Here is a 24987-nt window from a genome sequence, read left to right as displayed (position 1 = left end):
CGCGGGCCCGTGCCTGACCGGATACACCATGACTGCTTTCGACAAACACCAGGTTTCCCGCTTCCGCTTCGTCCGCTGCGAATTCGCCGCGGAGACCGGCGTGGCCAAGCTGGTCTACGCCTTCGATGACGGCCCGGAGATGGTGGAAACCATCACCGTGCCGGGCGCCCCGTTCGTGCTGGACGAGGCGCGCGCCGCCGCCGTGCAGCGTGCGCTGCAGCTGCTGCACCTGATTGCTGGTGTCAGCTACTACAAGGCCGGCGTGCCGGAGACGGTCAGCATCGACAGCTATGCCATCGATGCCGATACCGCGGCGCTGGTGGAGGCGGTCTACCTCAATGGCCTGGGCGAGTTCGCCTACCGCAACGGCCTGAACCTGCGCGGGCGTTTCCGCCTGCCGGTGCAGGGCGAGGCGGTGCAGGCGCCGATGCTGGGCCTGCAGCCGCACGCGCTGGTGGCCATCGGTGGCGGCAAGGATTCGCTGGTCAGCATCGAAGCGCTGCGCCGTGCCGGCGTGGACGAGACGGTGACCTGGATCGGTGGCTCGCAGCTGATCCGTGCCTGCGCCGAACGCACCGGCCTGCCGACGCTGAACCTGGGCCGCGCGCTGGCGCCGGAGCTGTTCGAGCTCAACCGCCAGGGCGCCTGGAACGGCCATATCCCGGTCACCGCGGTGAACTCGGCGATCATGGTGTTGGCCGCGCTGCTGCAGGGCGTGGACCAGGTGGTGTTCTCCAACGAACGTTCGGCCAGCTACGGCAGCCAGATTCCAGGCACCGGCGAAGTGAACCACCAGTGGTCCAAGGGCTGGGCGTTCGAGCAGGCGTTCGGCAGCCACGTGCAGAAGCACGTCGCTGCGGACCTGCAGTACTACTCGCTGCTGCGCCCGATGTCGGAGCTGGCGGTGGCTCGCCAGTTCGCCAAGACCGATTTCTACGACGCGCACTTCTCCAGCTGCAACCGCAACTTCCACATCCTCGGCGAGCGCCCGGTGAACCGCTGGTGCGGCGTCTGCCCGAAGTGCCATTTCGTGTTCCTGGCGCTGGCCCCGTTCATGCCCAAGACGCGCCTGGTGCGTATCTTCGGCCGCAACCTGCTGGACGATGCCGAGCAGGCCGGTGGCTTCGACGCACTGCTGGAGTTCCAGGACCACAAGCCGTTCGAGTGCGTGGGCGAAGGCCGCGAATCGCGCGCGGCGATGGCGACCCTGGCGCAGCGCCCGGAGTGGAAGGAAGACGTGCTGGTCAAGCGCTTCTGCAATGAGATCCAGCCGCAGCTGGATGCCGCCGAACTGGAACTGGCGCCGCTGCTGCAGCTGCAGGGCGAGCACCGCGTTCCGGCTGCGCTGTGGGAACGGGTGCGTGAAGATTTCGAAGCTTGAAGGAAAGCGCGTTGCGCTGTGGGGCTGGGGCCGTGAAGGCCGCGCCGCGTTTGCGGTGCTGCGCGAGCGCCTGCCCACGCTGCCGCTGAGCCTGTTCTGCCCGGCGGCCGAAGTGGAGGCCGCGCGTGCGGAAACACAGGGCGTGCTGGACGTGCGTGGCGAGCCTTCCGCTGAAGCGCTGGCCGCGTTCGATGTGGTGATCAAATCGCCCGGCATCAGCCCGTACCAGCCGATCGCGCTTGCGGCGGCGGGGCAGGGCACCACCTTCATCGGTGGCACTGCGCTGTGGTTTGCCGAGCATGCGGGTGCCGATGGCATCGTGCACGACACCGTGTGCGTGACCGGTACCAAGGGCAAGAGCACCACCACCGCGCTGGTCGCGCACCTGCTGCGTGCGGCCGGCCACCGCACCGGCCTGGTCGGCAACATCGGCCTGCCGCTGCTGGAAGTGCTGGATCCGCAGCCCACGCCCGAGTACTGGGCGGTGGAACTGTCCAGCTACCAGACCGGCGAAGTGGCGCGTAGTGGCGCCCATCCGCAGGTGGCGGTGGTGCTGAACCTGTTCCCCGAACACCTGGACTGGCACGGCAGCGAGCAGCGTTACATCGAGGACAAGCTGCGACTGGTGACTGAAGCCGCGCCGCGCATTGCCGTGCTCAATGCCGCCGATCCGCACCTGGCCGCGCTGTCACTGCCCGATAGCGAGGTGGTCTGGTTCAACCAGCCGCAGGGTTGGCACATGCGCGGCGACATCGTGCACCGTGGCGAACAGCCGGTGTTCGATACCCGCAACACGCCGCTGCCGGGCCGCCACAACCGCGGCAACCTGTGCGCGGTGCTGGCCGCGCTGGAGGCGCTGGGCCTGGATGCCGTGGCCTTGGCACCGGCGGTGCAGGATTTCCGCCCGCTGCCCAACCGCCTGCAGTGCATCGGCGCGGCCGATGGCCTGACCTACGTCAACGATTCGATCAGCACCACGCCGCACGCCAGCCTGGCCGCGCTGGAATGTTTCGCCGGCCAGCGCATCGCGCTGCTGGTGGGCGGGCATGACCGTGGCCTGGACTGGACCGATTTCATGCAGCACATGGCCCACGACGTGCCGCCGGTGGAGATCGTGACCATGGGCAGCAACGGCCCGCGCATCCACGCGATGCTGCAGCCGTTGGCCGATGCCGGTCGCTTTGGCCTGCACGCCGCCGGTGATCTGCCGGAGGCGATGGCCTTGGCGCGTTCTGCGTTGGGTGCGCAGGGCGGGGTGGTATTGCTGTCGCCGGGCGCGCCGAGCTTTGGTGCCTACCGCGATTACGTAGCGCGTGGTCGTCATTTCGCGGAACTGGCCGGGTTTGATCCGGACAGCATCAGCGCGATTCCGGGGTTGGGCGTCGCCTGACCGGCCGGCCCTGGGGTCGGATCCCTTTCCGCAGGAAAGGGCTCTGACCCCATCGTGCATTTATCATGCAGGCATCCCCGGACGGACCCGGATGCCCGCATGTGCACCTTCATCACCGTGTTCCTGCCCACGTCATTGCCGCACGAGATGGCCGCCGCGATCTTCACCCGCAGCGGCCGGCGCCTGTTCGCGCAGAATTCGCCAAGCCTGCAGGCCGCGGTCGGGCCTGGCTGGCAGCCGTGGCTGAGCGCCGCGCATTGCGATTGCGGCACGGTGCTGGCGTCGGTGCGGGTCGAGCAGGAATGGAAGGGCGATGCCGAACGCTGGCGGAAGAAGGGCTGGAGCGAGACGAAGATCGCCCGCGCGCTGGCCGAGCAGCTGGCGCGGCATGAGCAGGATCAGCAGGCGCGTCGCGTTGAAGCTGTGGGCGACGCCGGCCAGTGGTTGCAGCGCATCGATGCCCTGCTGCAGTCCGGGGCCGCGCGCATTGGCTTGCTGGTACGCGACTACGACGATTCGGTGGGTGCCCGGCAGCCGAAGCCACCGGAACGTCACTGGCCGCGTGCGCGCCTGGCAGCCGCGGATCTGCTGGCGTTCGAGCCGGGCACCTTGCATTGGATCGAACGCGGGTGAGGCCGTTATCCACGCATGGCGTGGATCTACTGCAGAGCCGTGCCCATGCTCGGCTGGGTTCAATCCTCGTCCTGGTCGATGAACGCGTAATCGCGATCAATCAGCTGCTGCAGATACGCATCGAAGCTGGGCGCGATCACTGCATAGCTGTCGGGATCGTGCAGGTAGCGCACCACCTGGCCGACGGTGCCACCCGGTACCGGATCAAAATCCAGGTACAGCATCGAGGTGCCGCCGTTGTTCATGCAGTGCGAGAAGCACAGGCGGCGGTTCATCGGCAGATCGGCGTCGATGCCCTCACCCAGGATCTCCGGCTCGTCATCCAGCCACTCTTCGTAGATCGAACGGATGCTGTCGTCCCACTGCTGCTGGTCTTCGAAGATCTGCGCAACCGAACGCAGGTAGTAGGGATAGCCGCCGTCCTCCACGTCCGAGCCGAGCACCAGCACGCAGACCTCGCCGCCGGGGTACTCACGGAAGTGGGTGCCATCCACGCGGGACAACAGTTCCAGCAGGCTGTCTGGCACCTGAGGCCACTGCGCACGCAGGCGCTGCAGGTCTTCGCCGCTGGCGCCCTGCACGTGGGCCCACTGCGGGGCATCCTCGGCAGGCAGGCGGGGGATCAGGCCAGACAGAAAGCGATCAACAAGGTTCATGCAGAAAAAGGGGGACGGAGGGGATTAAGTCGTATCCAACCACACCTGCGTCACGTCGCCAATGCAGAATGCGACGCGGGAGGGGCGAATACGGCTTAATCCCCTCCGTCCCCTTTTTCTTGCGGAGCAGGCGCATGAATCGTTGGCGATGCGGTGTGGCGGTGATGCTGGGGCTGGCGGCGATGCCGGCATGGGCGGCGATGAAGACCCTGCCGGTGGAGTGGAAGCATCAGGGCACGACCTTCAGTGGTGTGCTGGTCTACGACGATGGCGGGCATGACAAACGCCCGGGACTGGTGATGGTGCCGAACTGGAAGGGCGTGAACGAATCGGCGGTCGAGAAGGCCAAGCAGCTGGCCGGCGATGACTACGTGGTGCTGGTGGCCGATGTCTACGGCAAGGGCGTGCGGCCGAAGACCGATGCCGAGGCCGGCCCGATCGCCAGCAAGCTGCGCAACGACCGGCCGCTGCTGCGCGCACGTGCGCTGGAGGCGGTGAGCGTGCTCAGGGCGCAGGCCGGCAAGGTGCCGCTCGATACCCGTCGGATCGGTGCGGTGGGCTTCTGTTTCGGTGGCACCACGGTGCTGGAACTGGCCCGTGCCGGCGCGCCGCTGGCCGGTGTGGTCAGCCTGCACGGCGGGCTGGGCTCGCCGCTGCCGGCGCAGGCGGGTGGCACTCACCCGTCGGTGCTGGTGCTCAACGGTGCCGACGACAAGAGCGTGACTGCCGAGGACATCGGCAGCTTCCAGAAAGAAATGAATGCCGCCAAGGTCGACTGGGAATTCACCAACTACAGCGGGGCGGTGCACTGCTTCGCCGAGCGCGACGCCAACAGCCCGCCGGGCTGCCAGTACAACGAACGGGCGGCCAAGCGCGCGTGGAAGGCGCTGGATGAGTTCTTCGAGGAACGTTTCATGTAGTGCCGACCCACGGTCGGCACCCACCGATGTTTCCGTGCCGACCAACGGTCGGCACCCACCGATGTTTCCGTGCCGACCAACGGTCGGCACCTACGGAAGATGGTAGGTGCCGACCGTTGGTCGGCACGCATCCATCAATGCGAGCGCTGCACCGCGTAGCGGGCCAGGCCACGCAGGGCGGCAACCGCGTCGTTGTCGGCCAGACCGTCCAACGCGCGTTCGGCGGCTTCGGCATATTCCTCGGCACGCGCGCGGCTGTACTCCAGACCGCCGGTGGCGCGGATCGCGGCCAGCACTTCCGGCATCGCCGAGGCGTCGCCGTCCTGCACGATGGTGCGCAGGCGCTCGCGGGTGGCGTCGTCGGAGTGGGCCATCGCGTGGATCAGCGGCAGCGTTGCCTTGCCCTCGGCAAGGTCATCGCCCAGGTTCTTGCCCAGCTCCTCGGCATTGGCCGAGTAGTCCAGCACGTCGTCGGCGATCTGGAACGCGTAGCCCAGGTGCATGCCGTAGTCGAACAGGGCCTGCTGGGTGGCTTCGTCCACGCCGCTGGCCAGCGCGCCCAGACGGGTGCCGGCAGCGAACAGCACCGCGGTCTTGCGCTCGATCACGCGCAGGTAGGCGGCTTCGTCGGTATCCGGGTTGTGCACGTGCAGCAGCTGCAGCACTTCACCCTCGGCGATGCGGTTGGTGGCATCGGCCAGGATCTGCATCACCGACATGCGCTCCAGCTCGACCATCAGCTGGAAGCTGCGCGAGTACAGGAAGTCGCCGACCAGCACGCTGGGCGCGTTGCCCCACAGGGCGTTGGCGGTGCTGCGGCCACGGCGCAGGCTGGATTCGTCCACCACGTCGTCGTGCAGCAGGGTGGAGGTGTGGATGAACTCGATGATCGCCGCCAGCTGGTGGTGGTCCGGGCCGGCCTGGCCGACCGCATGGCCGGCCAGCATCACCAGCATCGGGCGCAGGCGCTTGCCGCCGGCGGAAATGATGTGGTCGGCGATCTGGTTGATCAGCACGACGTCCGAGGACAGGCGGCGCCGGATCAGGGCATCGACGGCGGCCATGTCGGCCGCGGCAAGCGACTGGATCTGGGGCAGGCCCAGGGCGGGACGGGTGTCTTCGGTGATGGTCATGCGATCAGGCTTTCAGGCTCATCGCTGATTATAGGCGTTGCCTGTGAATTCGGGCGCAAACCGGGCGGGCCGACGTCCGCGGCCCGGCCAACGTTGCCGCCTGCGTGAATACGTATGCAGGTTGCGCCATGCCCGGGGGGGCGCCGCTAAGCTTGCCGGAACAGGATTTCGGCCCGTTTCCGGCGGGCCCTGCATGCCCGGAGGGGGGCTGTCGATGTCGCACTATCCATGGTGGCGCGGAGCCGTCATCTACCAGATCTACCCGCGCAGCTACCTCGATGCCAGCGGCGACGGCGTGGGCGACCTGCCGGGCATCATCCAGCGCCTGGACCACATCGCCGCGCTGGGCGTGGACGCGATCTGGATCTCGCCGTTCTTCAAGTCGCCGATGGCCGACTTCGGTTATGACATTGCCGACTACCGCGATGTCGACCCGCTGTTCGGCAGCCTGGATGACTTCGACCGCTTGCTGGCCAAGGCCCACGGGCTGGGCCTGAAGGTGATGATCGACCAGGTGCTGAGCCACACCTCGATCGAGCATGTCTGGTTCCGCGAGAGCCGCCAGGACCGCAGCAATCCGAAGGCGGACTGGTACGTCTGGGCCGACCCGCGCGAGGACGGCACGCCGCCCAACAACTGGCTGTCGCTGTTCGGCGGCTGCGCCTGGCAGTGGGAGCCGCGCCGCGAGCAGTACTACCTGCACAATTTCCTGGTCGACCAGCCGGACCTGAACTTCCATCACCCGGACGTGCAGCAGGCGACCCTGGACAACGTACGCTTCTGGCTGGACCGCGGCGTGGATGGCTTCCGCCTGGATGCGATCAACTTCTGCTTCCATGACGCGCAGCTGCGCGACAACCCGGCCAAACCGGCGGAGAAGCGCTTCGGCCGCGGCTTCAGCCCGGACAATCCGTACGCCTACCAGTACCACTACTACAACAACACCCAGCCGGAGAACCTGCCGTTCCTGGAGCGCCTGCGCGCGCTGCTGGATGAGTATCCGGGGGCGGTCAGCCTGGGCGAGATCTCCTCGGAGGACTCGCTGGCCACCACCGCCGAGTACACCCGCGATGGCCGCCTGCACATGGGCTACAGCTTCGAGCTGCTGGTGGACGACTACAGCGCGGCCTACATCCGCGACACGGTTTCGCGGCTGGAAGCGGCGATGACCGAAGGCTGGCCGTGCTGGGCGGTTTCGAATCACGACGTGGAGCGGGCGGTCAGCCGCTGGGGCGGCCACCCGGCTGACCCGCGCCTGGCGAGGATGCTGGTGGCGATGCTGTGCTCGCTGCGCGGCTCGGTCTGCCTGTATCAAGGCGAGGAACTGGGCCTGGCCGAGGCCGAGGTGCCGTTCGAGGCCCTGCAGGACCCGTACGGCATCACCTTCTGGCCGAACTTCAAGGGCCGTGATGGCTGCCGCACCCCGCTGCCGTGGACCGATGCGCCGCTGGCAGGTTTCACCACGGGCCAGCCGTGGCTGCCGATCCCGGCCGAGCACCGGGCCGCGGCCGTGGCGGTGCAGGAGCGCGACCCCGGCTCGGTCCTGGCCGCGTTCCGGGGGTTCCTGGCCTGGCGGCATAGCCAGCCGGCGCTCCTGCATGGCAGCATCCGATTCATCGAAAGCGCCGAGCCAGTGCTGCTGTTCGAGCGTATGCTTGCAGATGAAACCCTCTTGCTGGCCTTCAACCTGTCGGCCGAAGCGGTGAGCCATCCGCTGCCGCCGGGCAACTGGCAGCAGGTGGCGGTGCCGGGCCCGGATGCGGGCACGGTGCAGGGCAATGAACTCCAGCTGCCGCCGCGCGCGGTGTATTGCGCCCGACGCAGCTGACCGTTTTCTCCGGTGGCGGTACTTGCGGGGACGGGGCCGAAGCGCCCCGTCCCTTTTTTGTGGGTGGGGTTCCGGTGAAGGGCATCCACGCATGGCGTGGATCTACCCAGCGACACCCCAACCAGTAGATCTACGCCATGCGTGGATGGGCCTTGCCGACCGATGGCCGGCATTCGCGCAAAAGGAAACCCGCTGCCTGCGCAGCGGGTTTCCGGTCCTGCTCCCCTTGTGTTGCCGGCCAGCGGCCGGCACTACCCGGTCATGGTCAGAACTTGTAGTTCACGCCCAGCATGTAGGTGCGGCCCCATTCGATGTACTCCAGCGGGCGGTCCTTGCTGCCGGCGTAGGTGCGGTAAGGCTCGTTGGTCAGGTTGCTGCCCTGCAGCAGCAGGGTCAGGCCGCGCAGGGCGCTGCTGTCGCTGAAGGTGTAGCTGACCTGCGCATCGGTCACGTTCTCGCCCACCACGTAGCGCAGGCTGCGGTTGCCGTTGAAGTTGCCGATCTCACCGATGAAGTCCGAACGGCGGCGCTGGCTCACACGTGCTTCAAAGCCGCTGCGCTCGTAATAGGCGGTGAAGTTGTACACGCGCTTGGACAGGCCCGGCAGGCTGATCGGGTCGGTGCCCACACTTGAGGCACTCTCCGGATCCAGGATGGTGATGTCGCTCTTGTTGAAGGTCGCGCTGGCCTGCACGCCGAAGCCACGCAGGCTGTCGGTCAGCATCTCCAGCGGGAACGATGCGGTCAGTTCCAGGCCCTTCAACGTGCCGCCCTTACCGTTCTGCGGCGCGGAGAAGGTGCCGGTGGTCAGCACCGGCGAGGTCATGCCCGGCGGCGGCACGTAGCTGCCCAGCAGTGAAGTGAAGTCGTAGTTGTCCACCGACTGGGTGTAGACGTAGCTCTTCAGGTCCTTGTAGAAGATCGCGGCAGCCACGTAGGCCTTCTCGCCGAAGTACTTCTCATAGGACAGGTCCAGCGCGGTGGCACGCCACGGGTCCAGCAGCGGATTGCCACCACTGCCGCCCGGCCGGCCGGTACCGGTGTCCACGCCGAATTCCAGGCCGGCGCGCATCTGGTCCACGCGCGGTCGCGCGACCTGCTTGGCGGCGGCGAAGCGCAGCGTCTGCTGGTGCGGGAACATGAAGGCCAGGTTCAAGCTCGGCAGCCAGTCGTTGTAGGTGCGGCCGTTCGAGTACGGCTGCACGTTGTTGCCGGCCGACTGCGAGCTGTCCCAGTACCGCGAATCCGAGCTCTGGTCGGTGTGCTGCATCTGCACGCCGATGTTGCCACGCACACCCACTTCACCGATGTCGGTGTTGATGTTCAGGCGCGCCCAGGCGGTGGTGATCTTCTCTTCGACCGTCCACGACTTGGGGATCAGGTAGTCCAGGTTGTCGACCGGGTTGAAGGTCATGTAGCGACCGACCGCTGCCGGCACGTTCCAGGCCGGGATGGTGCCGAGGCCGGCGAAGCCCAGGTTGACCGGGCGGTACTGCAGGTCCGAGGCGATGTTGGCGTCGCCCTGTGCGCCGAGCAGGATGTTGCCTTCGGACTGGGTCTTCACCTTGCGGCGGTCGGCGTAGTTCACACCGATGTCGATATCCGGCGCCCACGAGGCAATCGCATCGGGCAGGGCGATGGTGGCGGCCAGCTTGCCACCCTTCAGCCGGTCTTCGACCTTCGGCACCTTGCCGTAGCCGGAACCGTAGATGGTGTTGGTCAGGAACAGCGCATCGGGGTTGGAGTAGTTCAGGCCGGGGCTGATCTGCGAGAAACCATCCTGGCGGATCGATACGCCGACCGTATCCAGTTGCGGCATCGGGGTCAGCTGCAGGTTGTTTTCCAGGTTCAGCTCGTCGCGCGTGGCCTTGGAGTAGTTCAGGTCGGCGACCAGCTTCACGCCGCTGAAGTTGAACTCGTTGTTCCAGCCGAACGCATCGATCTTGTCCTTGCGCTTGTTGTACATGCCGCGCACCAGCGGATACACGCCGCTGGCGGTGCCGCCGGTGAACGAGCCGTTGGCGTTGATCTGCGGGTTGCTGACCAGCAGGCCCGGGGTGTAGTTGCCGTTGTAGTTGCTGAGATTCAGCTCGAACTGGTTGGCGGTATCGATCTGCTCGGCTTCGGTGTGGAACGCATCGAAGGTGCTGGTCCAGCTGTTGTTCGGCCGAAACTGGATGGTGGCCATCACGCCGTCGCGCTTGTTGTTGCCGGTGCGGCGCAGTGCCTTGATGCCATCGGAGAAGTAGGTGCCGGCTGCAACGCCCGGGCGGTTGCCCTTGTCGGTGTGCTCGGTGGTCCACGGCTCGTACAGACCGACCTGGTTTTCCTGGATCGGCATGTCGCTGTGCGCGTAGCCGATGGCGATGCCCAGGGTCTTGTCCAGGAACTGGTCGATGTAGCTGGCGCTGAAGCGGTTGCCGTACGGATCGACGTTGGCGGCGCGGCCCAGCGAACTCTTCTGGTAGCGGCCGCTGACCGCGATCACACGCTCGCCGAAGCTGAGCGGGCGCGCGGTCTGCATGTCGATGGTGCCCGACAGGCCCTGGCCGACCAGCGCCGCGTCCGGGGTCTTGTACACGGTCACGCCATTGACCAGCTCGGACGGATACTGGTCGAATTCGACGCCGCGGTTGTCGCCGGTGCTGACCACTTCCCGGCCATTGAGCAGGGTGGTGGCGAAGTCCGGTGACAGGCCACGCACGCTGATCACCTGCGCACGGCCCGCCACGCGCTGGGCGGCCAGGCCGGGCAGGCGCGAGATGGATTCGGCGATGCTGACGTCGGGCAGCTTGCCGATGTCTTCGGCGGAGATCGCTTCGACCACCGAGGTGGCGTCCTGCTTGACCGCGATCGCGCTCTCGATGCCGCGGCGGATGCCGGTGACCTGCACCGTATCCAGGTTGGTGGCGGCGATGCCGGCCGGCGCGGTGGTGTTCTGCGTGGACTGTGCCGACGCCAGCGTCGGCGCCAGGACAACGGCCAGCGCGATGCTCAGCGCGCTGCGCTTGTGGTTCAACATTTTCCCCTCCCAGGCAATGTTGCAGATCGATTCGTGAACGTCCCGGCGTGACCGTGGACGTGCGACGCGGTGGCCGCTGTCGTCGCCGCTATGGTAGGCAGCGCGTTCTTCGCGGGAATCACCCTGCATACGTATTCAATGGCGTTTGCAGGGGTGTAATCGCTTTCAGATGCCTCGTGCGCTAGTGCCGGCCAGCGGCCGGCACTACCGGTGCATTCAAAGCGGTGTGAAACGAATGGCCTGCCCACCACCCGGTGCCAGCACCAGCGTCAGTGCATCGGCGCTGGTCACCTCGCGGGTTTCACGCATGAACGCGAACGGATTGCTGCGGAAATCCGCACCCTCGCCATCGCGGTAGATTTCGGCGCGGTAGCGCACGCCCGGTTCCAGGAAGCCCAGCGATACCGGCAGCACACGGCCGTGCTCGTCGGTGATGCTGCCGAGGAACCAGTCACGGCTGTTGCGGTCGCGGCGCACGATCGTCACGTAGTCGCCCACTTCGCCATCGAGCACGCGGCTCTGCTCCCAGTCCACTGCCACGTCTTCGATGAAACGGAATGCCTCGCGATGCTGCAGGTAGTGCTCGGGCAGGTCGGCGGCCATCTGGATCGGGCTGTACAGCACCACGTACAGCGCCAGCTGGCGGGCCAGCGTGCTGGGAATGGCCTGGCCGTGGCGGCCCTTCAGGCTGAGGATGCCGGGGGTGTAATCCATCGGCCCGGCCAGCATGCGGGTGAACACCAGGTTGACCTCGTGCTCCGGTGGGTTGGGCGGCTGGCCCCAGGCGTTGTACTCCATGCCGCGTGCGCCTTCGCGCGAGATCCAGTTGGGGTAGGTGCGGCGCAGGCCGGTGTCCTTGATCGGCTCATGCGGGTTCACCGACAGGTGCCGGCGCGCGGCCTCCTGCACCACCTTCAGGTGGTGGCGGGCCATGAATTGGCCGTCGTGCCACTCGCGCCACAGCGGGCCACCGGCCGGATTGCGGCGGTCGACCTGGCCGTCGTCGCAGACGTAGCCGGTCTTGAACTGGTCCACGCCCAGCCGCGCATACAGGTCCAGTGCGGCACCCAGCTGGTCCTCGTAATGCTCGATGGCACAGCCGGTCTCGTGGTGGCCGATCAGATGCACGCCCTTCTTCAGGCCATACGCTGACAGCGCTTCGATATCGAAGTCCGGCGTGGCGCGGGTGAAATCGAAGTCGTAGCCATTGCCCACCCACATGCCGTCCCAGCCCGGATTCCAGCCTTCCACCAGTACGCCACGGAAGCCGTGCGCGGCGGCGAAGTCGATCACCTTCCTCGTCTTGGCGGTGGTCGCCGCATGCTTCGGCCCGGTCGCCCAGCTCTCGTTGTCCAGGTGCATCGACCACCACACGCCCAGGTACTTGGCTGGTTTCACCCAGCTCACGTCGCCCAGCGCATTGGGCTCATTGAGGTTGAGGATCAGGTCCGATTCGACCAGGCCACCTGCGCGGTCGGCAATCTGCAGCGTGCGCCACGGCGTGGCGAAGGGCAGGGCACGGCGCACCTTCCAGCCTTGGGCGGAGGGCGACAGCTGCGCGCGCAGGCGTTGTCCTTCTGTGCGCCGCAGCCACATGCCGGCGTAGTCCACCAGTGCGGCCTCGTGGATCGCCACGTGCAGGCCATCGCGGCTGCGCAGGGTCATTGGCGTATGCACCAGCGGCACCTCGCGCAGTGGCGTGCGCTGGTACAGGTATTCGTAGTGGATCGGCTCGCCGGCGGGAATCCACCAGGCGGTTGATTCGGGTGCGATGGCGAACTCGGTCAGTTCATCATCGATGATCGCCTCGTGCAGGTTCGGCTGTTCGGGGAACACATAGCGGAAGCCCAGGCCGTCGTCGTAGACGCGGAACACCACATCCAGCCGGCGCTTGCTGCCGGTGGTTTCGGCCAGCTGCACGGTCAGCTCGTTGAAGTGGTTGCGGGTAATCCGGCGCTCGCCCCAGGGCTGTTCCCAGCTGTCATCGACGCTGCGTTGCTGCTGCCCGAGCAGGGCGAAATCGCGGTCCAGACGGCCGTCGCGCAGGGCGAAGCCCAGCTTCGAATCCTCCACCACGACCTCGCCGAAGCGCTCTACGCGATAGCGCGCGGTGCCACCGTCCAACACCAGACTGACCTTGAGCGCCTTTCCCGGTGATTCGACGCTGGCGATCTGTGGCGCGGCGTGTGCCAGCGCGGCCAGGCCCAGCAGGGCCAGTCCAAGCATGTGCGCGAACACCGCGTGTACAGCAGTGGGTGACATCGGCATTTCCCCTCCCAAGGCGCCGTTGGCAGACCCGGACCATAAGCCAGCGCGGCAGGCGCGCTACCGCGTGGCGCCATGAATACGTATGCAGCTGGACGCAGCCGACAGCCCCGCGTCTACCATGGGGCCAAGGCACCTTGAGGGAGGGGCCGTGCCCGCCCGCCGGCAACGACGGTGCGGACCTACAACGCGTGCAGAGAGGGAGGGAGGCCGACGGGCGCAAGCCGGTCCGCCGCTTCGATGCTGAAGATCATTTGCCTGACCGCTGCCCTGGGGGCAGCGCTGGGATCGACCGCGCAGGCGGCCGACCTGCAATTCGACGGCCGCCATGCGCGCGCCGAAGCCGCTGCCAACGGCAGCTTCGTGCTGCATGCGCCGAAGGGAGAGGTGCGCATCGCGCCCATGCCGATGCGCAGCCAGACCGGCAGCGTGATGTTCGACGCGCTGTTCGCGCTGGCTCAGCAGGAGATGGACCAGGACCGTGTGGACGCGATTCGCGATCCGGCGTTCGACGAAGGCCGGCCTGTGCCGTGCGAGTGCTTCCAGACCGGCGCGCGCTGGCCCTATGTGTGGACCCGCGATGTCAGCTTCGCCGCCGACCTGGCGCTGGCGCGGCTGGACCCGCAGCGCACCCGGCAGTCGCTGCAGTTCAAGCTGTCGGCGGCGCGCGATGGCCATACGCCCGGTCTGTTCGTCGCGCAGGACACCGGTTCCGGCGGTAGCTGGCCGATCAGCAGCGACCGCGTGGTGTGGTTCCTGGCGGCACGCCACCTGCTGGACGATCGCGCGTTTGCCGACCAGGTCTGGCAGGCGCTGCAGGGTACGCTGGCGCAGGACCGCACGATGGTGTTCGACGCGCAGATGGGCCTGTACCGTGGCGAGACTTCGTTCCTGGACTGGCGTGAGCAGACCTATCCGGACTGGACCCGTGAGGACGTGCGCTTCATCGGCGATTCCTATGCGCTGTCCACCAACGTGCTGCACTACCAGGCGCTGCGCCTGGCCGAACGGCTGGCCAGCCAGCACGGCGACGCCCGCGCGGCCGACTACAAGGCGTGGGCCGATGCGTTGGCGCAGCAGATCGATGCACGCTTCTGGCGCGAGGATATCGGCCAGTACATGAGCTACATCGGTGAAGCCGCGCACCCGGTGCCCTACGCCAAGGTCGATCTGCTCGGCCTGTCGCTGGGCATCCTGGCCGACGTGCTGCCACCCGAGCGCGCAAGGCGTGCGCTGGCGGCCTACCCAATGGGGCCGGCCGGCAGCCCGGTGGTGTGGCCGCAGGAGGCGCAGCAGCCGATCTACCACAACCGCGCGATCTGGCCGTTCGTCAGTGCCTACTCGCTGCGTGCGGCACGGCAGCTGGATGATGCGCCGCGCATCGCCGCCGAGATCCGTTCGCTGATGCAGGGCGCGGCGCTGGCCGGTTCCAACATGGAAAACTACGAACTGGTCAGCCAGGCCGTGCATGTCGAGGAAGGTGCGCTGAGCGGCCCGGTGGTCAACTCCGAACGTCAACTGTGGTCGGTGGCCGGCTATCTGTCGATGGTGCTCGAAGGTGTGTTCGGTGTGCAGGACGATGGCCGCGTGCAGCCCAAGCTGCCGGCCGTGCTGGTGCCGGAACTTTTCGGCACGCATCCCCGTATCACGTTGGAAGCCAACGGCAAGCGCTATGTGCTGGTGCGCCCGCAGAACGTGGGCGAAGGCCTGCTGGTGGCCGGCGGAACCAGCACGCGTGGCACGACCACCACGGTGCAGCTGGTCACCGCCCCGGCGGCAGCCGGTTTCGCTGCCACGACTGCGGATGCCAACGCGCGTGCGCCCGCAACACCGGCGGCACCGCTGGCCCTGCGCAAGGGCGCGGGCTGGAGCGTTCCGGTGCCACCCGAGCAGGTGTTGTGGACGGACGGCAAGGCTGTCGCTGCCAGCAATGGCCAGGTGCACATCAGCGACGATGGCCTGCAGCATTGCCTCAGCCTGACCCGGCGCGAAGGTGCTTTGGAGTCGCTGCACAGCCCGACGATCTGCGTCGGTCCGCAGCAGGTACTGAAGGGCAAGGAGCGCTGGCAGTTCACCGCGGCCCAGGCCGGGCAGGTGCGCCTGCGCCTGCAGTACCGCAACCCGAACGGACCGATCAACACTGGCGTCACGGCTGCGGTCAAGCAGCTGGTGCTGCAGTGCCCGGGCCAGCCGCTGCAGCGGCACACGGTCACCCTGCCGCACAGCGTGGCGGTGCAGGATTCGACCTCGGCAACATTCGCGGTGCCCAAGGGGCGGTGCACGGTCACGCTTGAAGATGGCTTCAACATGAGCGCGCTGCAGCACTTCGCGCACTACACCGGCGGCAAGGGCGGGCGTGATGGCGTGCTCAACCAGGCCCAGGTGCAGGCGCTGAAAGTGGCATCGGTGGCAGCGACAGAGGGCACGCGATGAATCGTCCGGCCAAGCCGCAGCTGTCGTTCTGGCAGATATGGAACATGTGTTTCGGTTTCCTCGGCATCCAGTTCGGCTTCGCCCTGCAGAACGCCAATGCCAGCCGCATCTTCGAGACCCTGGGTGCGGACATGGACGCGGTGCCCGGGCTGTGGATCGCGGCGCCGCTGACCGGCCTGCTGGTGCAGCCGGTAATCGGCTACCTGTCCGACCGCACCTGGACGCGCTGGGGCCGCCGTCGTCCGTTCTTCATGATCGGTGCGGTGCTGACCACACTGGCCCTGCTGGTGATGCCGAACTCGCCAACGCTGTGGATTGCCGCTGGCACGCTGTGGGTGCTGGATGCCTCCATCAATGTGTCGATGGAACCGTTCCGCGCCTTCGTCGGTGACCAGCTGGCGCCGCGCCAGCGTCCGGTCGGCTACGCGATGCAGAGCTTCTTCATCGGTATCGGCGCTATCGTCGCCAGCTTCCTGCCGTTCATCCTCGCCCACTTCGGTGTGGCCAACACCGCAGCTGCCGGCGAAGTGCCCGATACCGTGCGCTATGCGTTCTACTTCGGCGCGGTGGTGTTGCTGGCGGCGATCACCTGGACGGTGGTCAGCACCCGCGAGTACTCACCGACGGAGCTGGCTGGCTTCGATGATGCCGAGCCGCCGGCGCACCACGCAGGGGCTGCGATCAGTGGCCCCGCGCCGTGGACGCAGGTGGCGCTGTGGCTGGGGCTCGGCGTGGTGCTGGCGCTGCTGATCGCCTGGCGGCAGGGCGACAAGATGCTCTACGTGCTGGCGGGCTTGTGCGCGGGTTACGGCGTGCTGCTTGCGCTCGCCCGTGCGCTTCCGGGCACCCACATGCTGGCCGCCATCGTCGGCGATCTGCGCGCGATGCCGGTCACCATGCGTCGTTTGGCGTGGGTGCAGTTCTTCTCGTGGTTCGCGCTGTTTGCGATGTGGATCTACACCACCGCCGCGGTGGCGGGTATCCACTTCGGCTCGACCGATCCGCAGTCAGCGGCCTACAACGAGGGCGCCAACTGGGTGGGCGTGCTGTTTGGTGCCTACAACGGCTTCGCTGCGCTGGCTGCGGTACTGATTCCGCCGATGGTGCGTGCGATCGGCCTGCGCTGGAGCCACCTGGTCAACCTGTGGCTGGGCGGTGCAGGTCTGGTCTCGCTGATGTTCATCCGCGACCCGCACTGGCTGCTGCTGTCGATGGTCGGGGTCGGCTTCGCCTGGGCGTCCATTCTTTCGCTGCCATACGCACTGCTGTCCGACAGCGTGCCGGCATCGAAGATGGGCGTGTACATGGGCATCTTCAATTTCTTCATCGTGATCCCGCAGCTGGTTGCGGCCAGTGCGCTCGGCTTCGCCCTGCGCGCCTGGCTGGGCGGCCAGCCGATGCATGTGCTGGTGCTGGGCGGCTGCAGCCTGTTCGTCGCCGGCCTATGCGTGCTGCGGGTTCCGTCCCGTCCGGAGGTGGTGTGATGCGTAGTGCGCTGTCTGTTGCTGTTTCTCTGGTACTGCTGGCCGGCCATGCGACGGCCGCGCCACGCCCGGACTATGTGGGCACCACCGAGCCGTTCGCCAGCGATGCGGTGTACTTCGTGGTCACCGACCGCTTCGTCAACGGCGACCCGTCCAACGATCATCGCGACCAGGGCGGCAAGCACCGCACCTTCGATATCCCGGTGCCGTGCCCGGACAAGGTGGACGGCAACATCGGCTATCTCGGCGGTGATTTCCGCGGCGTGCTCGACAATGCGCAGTACATTCGAAATCTCGGCTTCGGCGCGGTATGGATCACGCCGATCATCGACAACCCGGACGAAGCCTTCACCGGCAGCAAGCCGATCAGCTGCACCAGCACGCTGACCGATCGTGGCAAGACCGGTTACCACGGCTATTGGGGCATCAATTTCTACAAACTCGATGAGCACCTGCCCAGCAAGAACCTGGACTTCGCCGGGCTGACCAAGGGCCTGCATGGCGCAGGCCTGAAGGTGGTGCTGGACATCGTCGGCAACCACGGCTCGCCGGCCTGGACCATGCCGACGCGGCAGCCGCAGTTCGGCCAGATCTTCGACAAGGACGGCAAACTGATTGCCGACCACCAGAACCTGCCACCCCAGAAGCTGGACCCCCAGCACAATCCGCTGCACGCGTTCTACAACAAAATCGGTCCGGTCGACAGCAAGGACGGTTCGATCTTCGACGGCAACCTCGCCGAGCTGTCCGACTTCAACCAGGACAATCCGGCGGTGATGGATTACCTGGTGGGTGCCTACCTGCAGTGGACCGCGCAGGGCGTGGACGCGTTGCGCATCGACACCATCGGCTGGTTGCCGCACCCATGGTGGCATGCCTTCGTGAAGCGCATCCGCGCCGAGCACCCGGGCATGTTCATGTTCGGCGAAGCGTTCGATTACGATGCCGCGCGAATTGCCGAGCACACCTGGCCGGCCAACGCCAACGTCAGCGTGCTCGATTTCCCGTTGCGCGGCGCACTGGAACAGACCTTCGGCACCGCCGGCAAGGGCTTTGAAACCCTGGGCGAGCCGCTGCACCTGACCGGCGGCCCATACGCCAATCCGTACGAGCTGATGAGCTTCTACGACAACCACGACATGCCGCGCCTGCAGGCCAGCGACAGCGGCTTCATCGATGCGCACAACTGGCTGTTCACCGCGCGCGGTATTCCGGTGGTCTATTACGGCTCGGAAACCGGCTTCATGCGTGGTCGCGCCGAGCACGCAGGAAACCGTGCCTACTTCGGTCAACCGCGCGTGGACGCCGCGCCGCAGAGTCCGATCTTCGCGCCGCTGCAGCGCATCGCCAAACTGCGCGAAGCCACGCCGGCGCTGCAGCGCGGCCTGCAGGTGAACGAGCGGCTGCAGGGTGATCAGGCGGTGTTCTTCCGCGTGCTGCAGCAGGGCGACGTGGCGCAGACCGCGCTGGTGCTGCTGAACAAGGGCGACCAGGCCAGAACCTTCACCGTAGCGCGTTTCGTGCAGGCGGGCCGCTGGCGCGATGCACTGGACGGCGGTTGGTTGCAGGTGGATGCCTCCCTGAAGGCCGACGTGCCCGCGCACGGCGTGAAGGTGTACGTGCTGGACGCCGCCGTGCAGCAGCCGGCGCTGCAGGCCGAGCTGGACAAGGCGATGGCCGACCAGAAGGCGCGGGACCAGCGGCTGGGGCGGTAGTGCCGGCCGCTGACCGGCAACCCATGAATCCATGGCACCTGCCTACCGCTCTGGTGGGTGCCAACCTTGGTTGGCACGCTTTTCGAGCAGTCGAGCAAGCTCGACTCTACAATAGGCCCCCCTCACGCCCCACCGTACCGCCATGACCGACCTCGCCCCGCAGACCCCGATCGAAACCCTGCTGAAGGCGGCGATGGACGGGGCGGTGCCGATCCGCGCTTTCATGGAGGCCTTCGTCGCCTCCGAAGTGGTGCTGCTGACCGGCAGCCTGGTCACCCCCGACGGCAGCGGCTTCGACCCGCTGCTGTTCGACAAGCAGGGCACCCTGCACGTGGCTGTGTTTACCGACCCTTCGCGGGTGGGCATCTACAGCCAGCAGGCCGAACACCAGATCCGCTGGCTGATGCTGGACGTGCTGCGCCGCGTGCCGGGCGGCTATGGCGTGGTGATCAACCCGGGCACTCCGCTGGGCTTCGAGATCTCGCCCAGCGGCGTTGGCGAGATCCTGAAGGACTTCGCCCAGCGCTGAGCGGCCACCGCGCTATATTTGTAGAGTCGAGCCATGCTCGACTGCCTTTCGCGCAGTGCGAGATCAGTCGAGCATGGCTCGACTACAGAACGCTTCCCCATCGAGGCATTGCCATGGAATTCAGGGTGCTACCCGCCGATGCATTGGAACGGCAGCAGTTGGCCCGGTGGTACCACGCCGAATGGGGCCGCGACGCTGGCCTGTCGCTGGAACAGGAACTTGAGCGGCTGAACCCGCCACAGGATGCCGAAGGCTTTCCGCATCTGATTGCCGCCTTCGATGACGGTCAGGTGGTCGGTGCGGTGCAGCTCAAGCGCCGGGAGATGCAGGCCTTCCCGCAGTACGAGCATTGGCTGGGCAGCGTGTTCGTGGCCGATAGTCATCGCGGGCGTGGGCTGGCTGGCGGCCTGGTCGAGCAGGCCGCGGCACAGGCGGTGCGGATGGGTGTGACCGACCTGTACCTGCAGACCGAGGCCCTGGATGGTGGACTGTATGCACGGCTCGGCTGGAAACCCCTGCAGGAAATCGACAACCGCCACTATCGCGTGCTTGTGATGGTGCGCAGGGTAGCCGCATGAACGCACCGGCATCCCCGCGTCATTCCCGCTCCGCACTGATCTTCCTGATCGCGGCCATCGTCGCCGCGCTGGTGTCCATGCCCGTGCTGCGCGCGGTAGGCATGGTGCTGTGGCCGGTGTTCGTCATTGCCTGGTTGATCAACCTGGGCGCGGCCTGGCATCTGGCCCAGTGGGCGCGCCAGCAGGGCCGTTCGGCGTGGGCGTTCGGGTTGCCGGCGGTGCTCGGTACCGTCGCTTCGATCGTGGTCTATGTGCTGCTTGCGTTGCTGGGGCCGAAGGCCGCGGTGCGCTGAAAGCGCTGTGCCGAGCATGGCTCGGCACTACATGCAGCATGCGGAGCGCCGACGCAACCGCCGGCGCTCCATCACCTCACATCGTCACCTTGCGCCGGTTGTCATCGCTCACCCGGTCGATCAGTTTGTTGTACGGGTCGAAGCCTGCTTCATCCGGCTTTTCGTCCACGGTCACCGTGATCTTAGGCGTGGCACTGGTGATGTGATGGCGCTGCAGGTACAGCACCTTCTGGTCGCGCTCCTTGCCCGACGGCCCATTGGCGAACACGCCGACCTCGACCCAGTCATCCATCGTGCCGTCGCTCTCCTTGCCCTTGCCATCGGCGTACTGCTTGGCCGCGTGCAGGTCCAGGGTCACGTCGTAGCGGCCGTCATCGCGCTTGCGGGCGCTGGCGGCCATCACCCGGTTGTCATAGAAGCTGATCTTCTCGAACAGGTCGGTGACCAGTTGCTGGCGGTCAGCCGGGGTCTCGGCACGGATGTAGCCCAGCAGCTCGCGTGAGGTGGTGTACGGCGGCTGCTGGTAACCCTTGTCCTGCAGGAAGCGCTTCAGAGCACGGTTCAGCGCCTGCTCGCCGATTTCCTCGCGCAGCCGGTAGAACACCAGCGAACCCTTCTGGTAGTGGATGTACTGCTGGTTCTCCACGCGCTCCAGCGGCTGTTCTTCGATGGCTTCGCCGCCGCGCCCGGACAGGTAGCCGTCCAGCTCGCGCTTGAGGAACTGGCGCATGTGCTGGCGACCATATTCCTGCTCCATCACCATCAGCGCCGAATACTGCGACAGCGATTCGGACAGGACCGTGGCGCCCTGCACGTTGGCACCGATCACCTGGTGCGCCCACCACTGGTGTGCGATCTCGTGCGCGGTCACGTAGAACACGTAGTCCACCTTGTCCGGGTCACGCAGGTCGGCGATGAAGCCGATGGCCTCGGAGTAGGGGATGGTGTTGGCGAACGACTGCGCGAAGCGCGCATAGCCCGGGAACTCGATGATGCGTACCTGGCGGTGCTGGTACGGGGTGAAGTTCGCTTCGTAGTAGGCCAGCGACTTCTGCACCGCTTCGATCATACGGTCCACGTTGTAGCCGTGCGCCGGGTCGAAGTAGACCTCCACCGGGATGTTCTTGTACTTCGCCCTGCGCACCTCCCAGCGTGCCGAGAGGTAGGCGTAGAAGTTCAGCATTGGCCGGTCCATGGCGTAGCTGAAGCAGCGCCGGCCATTTACCGTGGTCTCCTTCAGAAGGTAGCCCGGCGCCAACGCCACCTGGTCCGGTGCCGTGCAGACCGTGGTGCGGAAGTCGAGCCAGTCGGCATCGTTGGCTATGTACGTGTTGGCACGCGCGGCTTCGTCTTCCAGCTTGGGCATGCGCCGCGGCTCACCCAGGTCGCGCTTGCGCCGCTCGTTGCGGTCGCTGATCTCGGCGCCTTCGTTGTAGCCGAACGACGGCAGTACGCGGCTGTTGAAGAAGGTGCCGTTGTCGACGATGTTGCTTGGTGCCTGGCCCGCGGTGATGCCGTTGGGCTTCTGCACCACGCGGAAATGCACGCTGCGGGTTTCACCCGGTTGCAGCGGTTTCTGCAGGCGGTAGATGCGGTAGCCGAGATCGGCGTCATGCATCGATAGTGTCTGCCCACCCAGGTCGACCGCGACCAGCTGCTTGTCATCGCCCATCGAAACGTGCACGTCCTGGATCGGCGTGGCGTGGGTATTGCGCACCGTCCAGTTCGCATCGATCACCATCGACTGCGATTCCGGGAACAGGTCCACGCGGTTGTCCACCGCCACGATGCGGGGCTGCGGCAGCGTTCGGTACTTCGACAGCTCGCGCTCGTAGCGGGCCTGCAGATCCAGCTGCTGGTCGGGCGAGATGAACTCGTTGCGGATGTTGGTGCTCCAGTACAGCCAGCCACCCACGCCGACGAACGCCAATGCGGCGACTCCGGCGAAGACCCCGGTCGGGCCGCGCAGGCGGCGGCCGGCCAGGGTCATGCGCTGGCGCAACCCGTGGCTGACACCGCGCACCCAGAATGCTGACGCCAGGCACATCAAGGTCAGCAGGAACAGGGCCCAATAGCCCTGGAACGCCAGCTGCCCGGTCAGGAAGTGGCCGTAGCCGTTCATGTCCGAATAGGGCGCGTTGGGCCAGCTGCCGAAGTTGTACAGGTTCTGCGTGTAGTCGAGCAGGCCGAGCACGCCCTGGCCGATCATCACCACGATCAGCAATGCGTAACCGACGAACTTGTTGTTGGTGAGCACCTGCAGCACCAGCGCCAGGCCCCCCATCAGGATGTAGACCACCGAATCCAGTGCCAGGCTGCGCAGGTACAGCATCGGCTCCAGATGCGTGTAGCCCTTGGCCAGCTGCACGCCCATCGCCGCCATCGCACCGGCGGTCTGGAAGCAGACGATCACCGCCAGCAGCGCGGTGAACTTGGCCAGCAGCGGTACCCAGTTCGGCACCGGCATGGCGTCCGTCACTTCGTTGATGCGCGCGCTGCGTTCCTTCCAGACCAGCTCGCCGGCGAAGAACAGCACGATGATCACCAGCAGCCAGCTGAAGGCGCCCTGCAGGCCCATGATCATCTGCGAGGTGACCGGCCAGATCGAGGTGCCGTACAGCGTCTGCCGGAACAGCGCGCTGGGCAGGAAGTTGGCCAGGCCCAGTACCAGCAGCACGATGAACGGCACGCTGCGCAGAACGCCGCGTGTATCGAAGTGGACCTGGCGCAGGAACTGCTGCCACGCCGTGGTGGCAGTGAACGCCGGCACCACGCGCGGCAGCGGTGCGCGGGTGGGGCGGACTGCCACCGCATCAGCAACCGGAAGCACCTGCCTGCGGCCCCAGCGGCGGCGGCCACTGCCGCTGCGCTCGGTACGGAACAGCGCGAAGGTGGCGGCGAACAGCACCGCCGCTACGCCGAGCCACAGGGCGCGGTTGGCCAGCAGATAGCCGGCCAGCTCAGGAATTCCACTGTTGCGCTCAGCGGTGGACCAGTAGCGGATCGTGCGGCTGAGTGCGCGCATGCCCAGCGGCTCGCTCAGCACTGCGATCCACGTGTTGTCGATGTCGCGCAGCAGGGCTGCACTGACGCCATACAGCACGAGGTAGGCCACCAGGCCGATGTAGACCCACAGGATCGAACGGGTCAGCGCCGCCAGCAGTGACAGCAATGCCGTGGTGAACAACAGGTTGGGAATGACGATGACCGCGAACGTCCAGGCGTAGCCCTGCCAGCTGATCGGGCCCATGCGTTCGGGGTCGACACATGGCATGAATGGCGCCAGCCACAGGCCGAACGCAATCACGACATAGACCAGCAAGCCGGCGGCCAGGGCGGCAGCGATGCGCCCAGCCAGGTAGTCGCGGCGCTTCACCGGGCTGGCGAAGATCAGTTCGGCGGTGCCGAGCTCGAAGTCACGCAGCAGCGCATTGCTGACAAACAGCGCAGTGACCAGCATGCCGAGCAGGGTGAAGATGCCCAGCATCTGCGCGATCACGGTGGGCGCGTTGCCGTGCACGTTGCCGCTGCCGCCACCGATCTGCACGGCGTCGCTGGAGGCGGCGGCGAAGGCGAGCAGGGCGAACAGCCCGGCCAGCAGCCACAGCAGCGGGGAACGCAACTGTTCGCGCAGCTCGAATCGGAAGAAGTTGAGGATCATGGCGTGCTCCGCTCAGGCTGCCGCGCGGGCACGGGCCTGCAGGCGCAGGCGCTGGAAGTACACATCCTCGAGGTCGGGAGCCACGGCCGCGAAGCCGTCGCCAGGGTCGTTGGCGCTGTGCACGTGGATCACCGGGCGACCACCGACCAGGCGGGTGGACAGCACCACGTAGCGTGCCTCGTGGTCGGCCAGTTCCGAAGGATCGACCTGCTTGCGCCAGACCTGGTGCTGCAGGGCGTCGATAGCCTCGGCAGGGCGGCCGGTCAGCAGTACCTGGCCCTTGTTCATGATCGCCATCGTCGGGCACAGGTCGGTCACGTCCTCGACGATGTGGGTGGACAGGATCACTGCCACGTTCTCGCCGATCGCCGCCAGCAGGTTGAGGAAGCGGTTGCGTTCTTCCGGGTCGAGGCCGGCGGTGGGTTCATCGACGATCACCAGCCGCGGGTCACCCAGCAACGCCTGGGCAATGCCGAAGCGCTGGCGCATGCCGCCGGAGTACGTACCGAGCTTGCGCTTGCGCGCGTCCCACAGGTTTACCTGCTGCAGCAGCCCATCGACCACCTCGCGGCGCTGGGCGCGCTGGGTCAGGCCCTTGAGCACCGCGAAATGTTCCAGCAGGTCCAGCGCGCTGACTTTCGGGTACACGCCGAAATCCTGCGGCAGGTAGCCCAGCCGGCGGCGCACCGCGTCCTTGTCGCGCAGTACGTCGATCGGCGCTTCGCCCGGAATGCTGAGCGTCGCCGTGCCGCTGTCGGCTTCCTGCAGGGTGGACAGCGTGCGCATCAGCGAGGATTTTCCGGCGCCGTTCGGGCCGAGCAGGCCGAACATGCCGCGCGGGATATCCAGGGTGACGTTGTTGAGGGCATGCACGCCGTTGGCGTACGTCTTGGACAGCGAATCGATCTTCAGCATGCGACGTACACCTTTCCGTGTGTGATCGGGCTGTTTATCACTCGCAACTGGGCTGGCGTCATGCGCCGTTGGTCATGGTGCCGTGCGGGTAGCAGGTGGTGGCGCCCCACCGTTGAAGGGTGCGGCAGGGGGGGGGGCAGGCTGTGAAGTC

At 66.6% G+C, this 24987-nt stretch carries 17 protein-coding genes; 11 read left to right on the top strand and 6 right to left on the bottom strand.

What is annotated here, in order from left to right; genetic code table 11:
- Positions 1–28: 28 nt before the first annotated feature.
- From murL to ACJ7C5_RS04560, 3 genes are all read left to right on the top strand, one after another.
- The gene (murL, locus tag ACJ7C5_RS04570; protein ID WP_412703188.1) at positions 29–1381 is read left to right on the top strand and encodes a UDP-N-acetyl-alpha-D-muramoyl-L-alanyl-L-glutamate epimerase; all 1353 of its coding nucleotides are present in this window, start codon (positions 29–31) and stop codon (positions 1379–1381) included.
- Positions 1362–2771 carry a UDP-N-acetylmuramoyl-L-alanine--D-glutamate ligase gene (gene murD, locus ACJ7C5_RS04565; RefSeq protein ID WP_412703187.1) on the top strand — a complete coding sequence of 470 codons (1410 nt, stop codon included), beginning with the start codon at positions 1362–1364 and terminating at the stop codon, positions 2769–2771. Before murL ends, murD begins: the two co-directional genes overlap by 20 nt.
- 99 nt (positions 2772–2870) lie before the next feature.
- Complete coding sequence (locus ACJ7C5_RS04560) at positions 2871–3404, top strand: hypothetical protein (RefSeq protein WP_412703186.1); 534 nt, start codon at positions 2871–2873, stop codon at positions 3402–3404.
- Positions 3405–3463: 59 nt separating this feature from the next.
- Here the strand turns inward: ACJ7C5_RS04560 and ACJ7C5_RS04555 are convergent, their stop codons facing one another.
- The gene (locus ACJ7C5_RS04555; RefSeq protein WP_412703185.1) at positions 3464–4060 is read right to left on the bottom strand and encodes an SMI1/KNR4 family protein; all 597 of its coding nucleotides are present in this window, start codon (positions 4058–4060) and stop codon (positions 3464–3466) included.
- A 134-nt stretch (positions 4061–4194) separates the two neighbouring features.
- Here ACJ7C5_RS04555 and ACJ7C5_RS04550 point away from each other — a divergent pair, with 134 nt between their 5' ends.
- Positions 4195–4980, top strand: a complete 786-nt coding sequence (locus ACJ7C5_RS04550) for a dienelactone hydrolase family protein (protein ID WP_412703184.1) — start codon at positions 4195–4197, stop codon at positions 4978–4980.
- A 134-nt stretch (positions 4981–5114) separates the two neighbouring features.
- Here the strand turns inward: ACJ7C5_RS04550 and ACJ7C5_RS04545 are convergent, their stop codons facing one another.
- Complete coding sequence (locus ACJ7C5_RS04545) at positions 5115–6113, bottom strand: polyprenyl synthetase family protein (protein ID WP_049443874.1); 999 nt, start codon at positions 6111–6113, stop codon at positions 5115–5117.
- A gap of 214 nt (positions 6114–6327) precedes the next feature.
- On the opposite strand from ACJ7C5_RS04545, the gene ACJ7C5_RS04540 reads away from it, so the two are divergent.
- Positions 6328–7941, top strand: coding sequence for an alpha-glucosidase family protein (locus ACJ7C5_RS04540; protein WP_412703183.1), 1614 nt, complete (start codon positions 6328–6330; stop codon positions 7939–7941).
- 265 nt (positions 7942–8206) lie between these two features.
- Here ACJ7C5_RS04540 and ACJ7C5_RS04535 read toward each other — a convergent pair whose 3' ends face one another.
- Positions 8207–10963: a TonB-dependent receptor gene (locus ACJ7C5_RS04535; RefSeq protein WP_412703182.1), complete on the bottom strand. Its 2757-nt coding sequence runs from the start codon at positions 10961–10963 to the stop codon at positions 8207–8209.
- Positions 10964–11179: 216 nt separating this feature from the next.
- Positions 11180–13225: a glycoside hydrolase family 97 protein gene (locus tag ACJ7C5_RS04530; RefSeq protein ID WP_412703181.1), complete on the bottom strand. Its 2046-nt coding sequence runs from the start codon at positions 13223–13225 to the stop codon at positions 11180–11182.
- A gap of 243 nt (positions 13226–13468) precedes the next feature.
- On the opposite strand from ACJ7C5_RS04530, the gene ACJ7C5_RS04525 reads away from it, so the two are divergent.
- The 6 genes from ACJ7C5_RS04525 to ACJ7C5_RS04500 all read left to right on the top strand — a co-directional run bounded on the left by ACJ7C5_RS04525 (position 13469) and on the right by ACJ7C5_RS04500 (position 20260).
- Positions 13469–15661: an MGH1-like glycoside hydrolase domain-containing protein gene (locus ACJ7C5_RS04525; RefSeq protein WP_412703180.1), complete on the top strand. Its 2193-nt coding sequence runs from the start codon at positions 13469–13471 to the stop codon at positions 15659–15661.
- A complete protein-coding gene (locus ACJ7C5_RS04520; RefSeq protein WP_412703179.1) occupies positions 15658–17145 on the top strand; it encodes an MFS transporter in 1488 nt (495 codons plus the stop codon). Before ACJ7C5_RS04525 ends, ACJ7C5_RS04520 begins: the two co-directional genes overlap by 4 nt.
- On the top strand, positions 17145–18860 hold the full coding sequence (locus ACJ7C5_RS04515) for an alpha-amylase family glycosyl hydrolase (protein ID WP_412703178.1): 1716 nt from the start codon (positions 17145–17147) through the stop codon (positions 18858–18860). Before ACJ7C5_RS04520 ends, ACJ7C5_RS04515 begins: the two co-directional genes overlap by 1 nt.
- Positions 18861–19002: 142 nt before the next feature.
- Entirely contained in the window at positions 19003–19389 is a 387-nt protein-coding gene (locus ACJ7C5_RS04510; protein ID WP_094002088.1) for an SseB family protein, read from the top strand.
- A gap of 113 nt (positions 19390–19502) precedes the next feature.
- Positions 19503–19967, top strand: coding sequence for a GNAT family N-acetyltransferase (locus tag ACJ7C5_RS04505; RefSeq protein ID WP_412703177.1), 465 nt, complete (start codon positions 19503–19505; stop codon positions 19965–19967).
- On the top strand, positions 19964–20260 hold the full coding sequence (locus tag ACJ7C5_RS04500; RefSeq protein ID WP_088024992.1) for a hypothetical protein: 297 nt from the start codon (positions 19964–19966) through the stop codon (positions 20258–20260). The genes ACJ7C5_RS04505 and ACJ7C5_RS04500 overlap by 4 nt, the downstream gene beginning before the upstream one ends.
- A 76-nt stretch (positions 20261–20336) precedes the next feature.
- Here ACJ7C5_RS04500 and ACJ7C5_RS04495 read toward each other — a convergent pair whose 3' ends face one another.
- Both ACJ7C5_RS04495 and ACJ7C5_RS04490 read right to left on the bottom strand, forming a co-directional pair.
- Entirely contained in the window at positions 20337–23921 is a 3585-nt protein-coding gene (locus ACJ7C5_RS04495; RefSeq protein WP_412703176.1) for an ABC transporter permease/M1 family aminopeptidase, read from the bottom strand.
- Positions 23922–23933: 12 nt separating this feature from the next.
- A complete protein-coding gene (locus tag ACJ7C5_RS04490) occupies positions 23934–24836 on the bottom strand; it encodes an ABC transporter ATP-binding protein (protein ID WP_057499784.1) in 903 nt (300 codons plus the stop codon).
- Positions 24837–24987 lie beyond the last annotated feature (151 nt).

It is taken from the genome of Nocardiopsis yanglingensis (assembly GCF_045809185.1).
Classification (GTDB): Bacteria; Pseudomonadota; Gammaproteobacteria; order Xanthomonadales; family Xanthomonadaceae; genus Stenotrophomonas; species Stenotrophomonas yanglingensis.
Note: the sequence above shows the minus strand (reverse complement) of the source record. Positions and strands in the feature narration are given on the sequence as shown.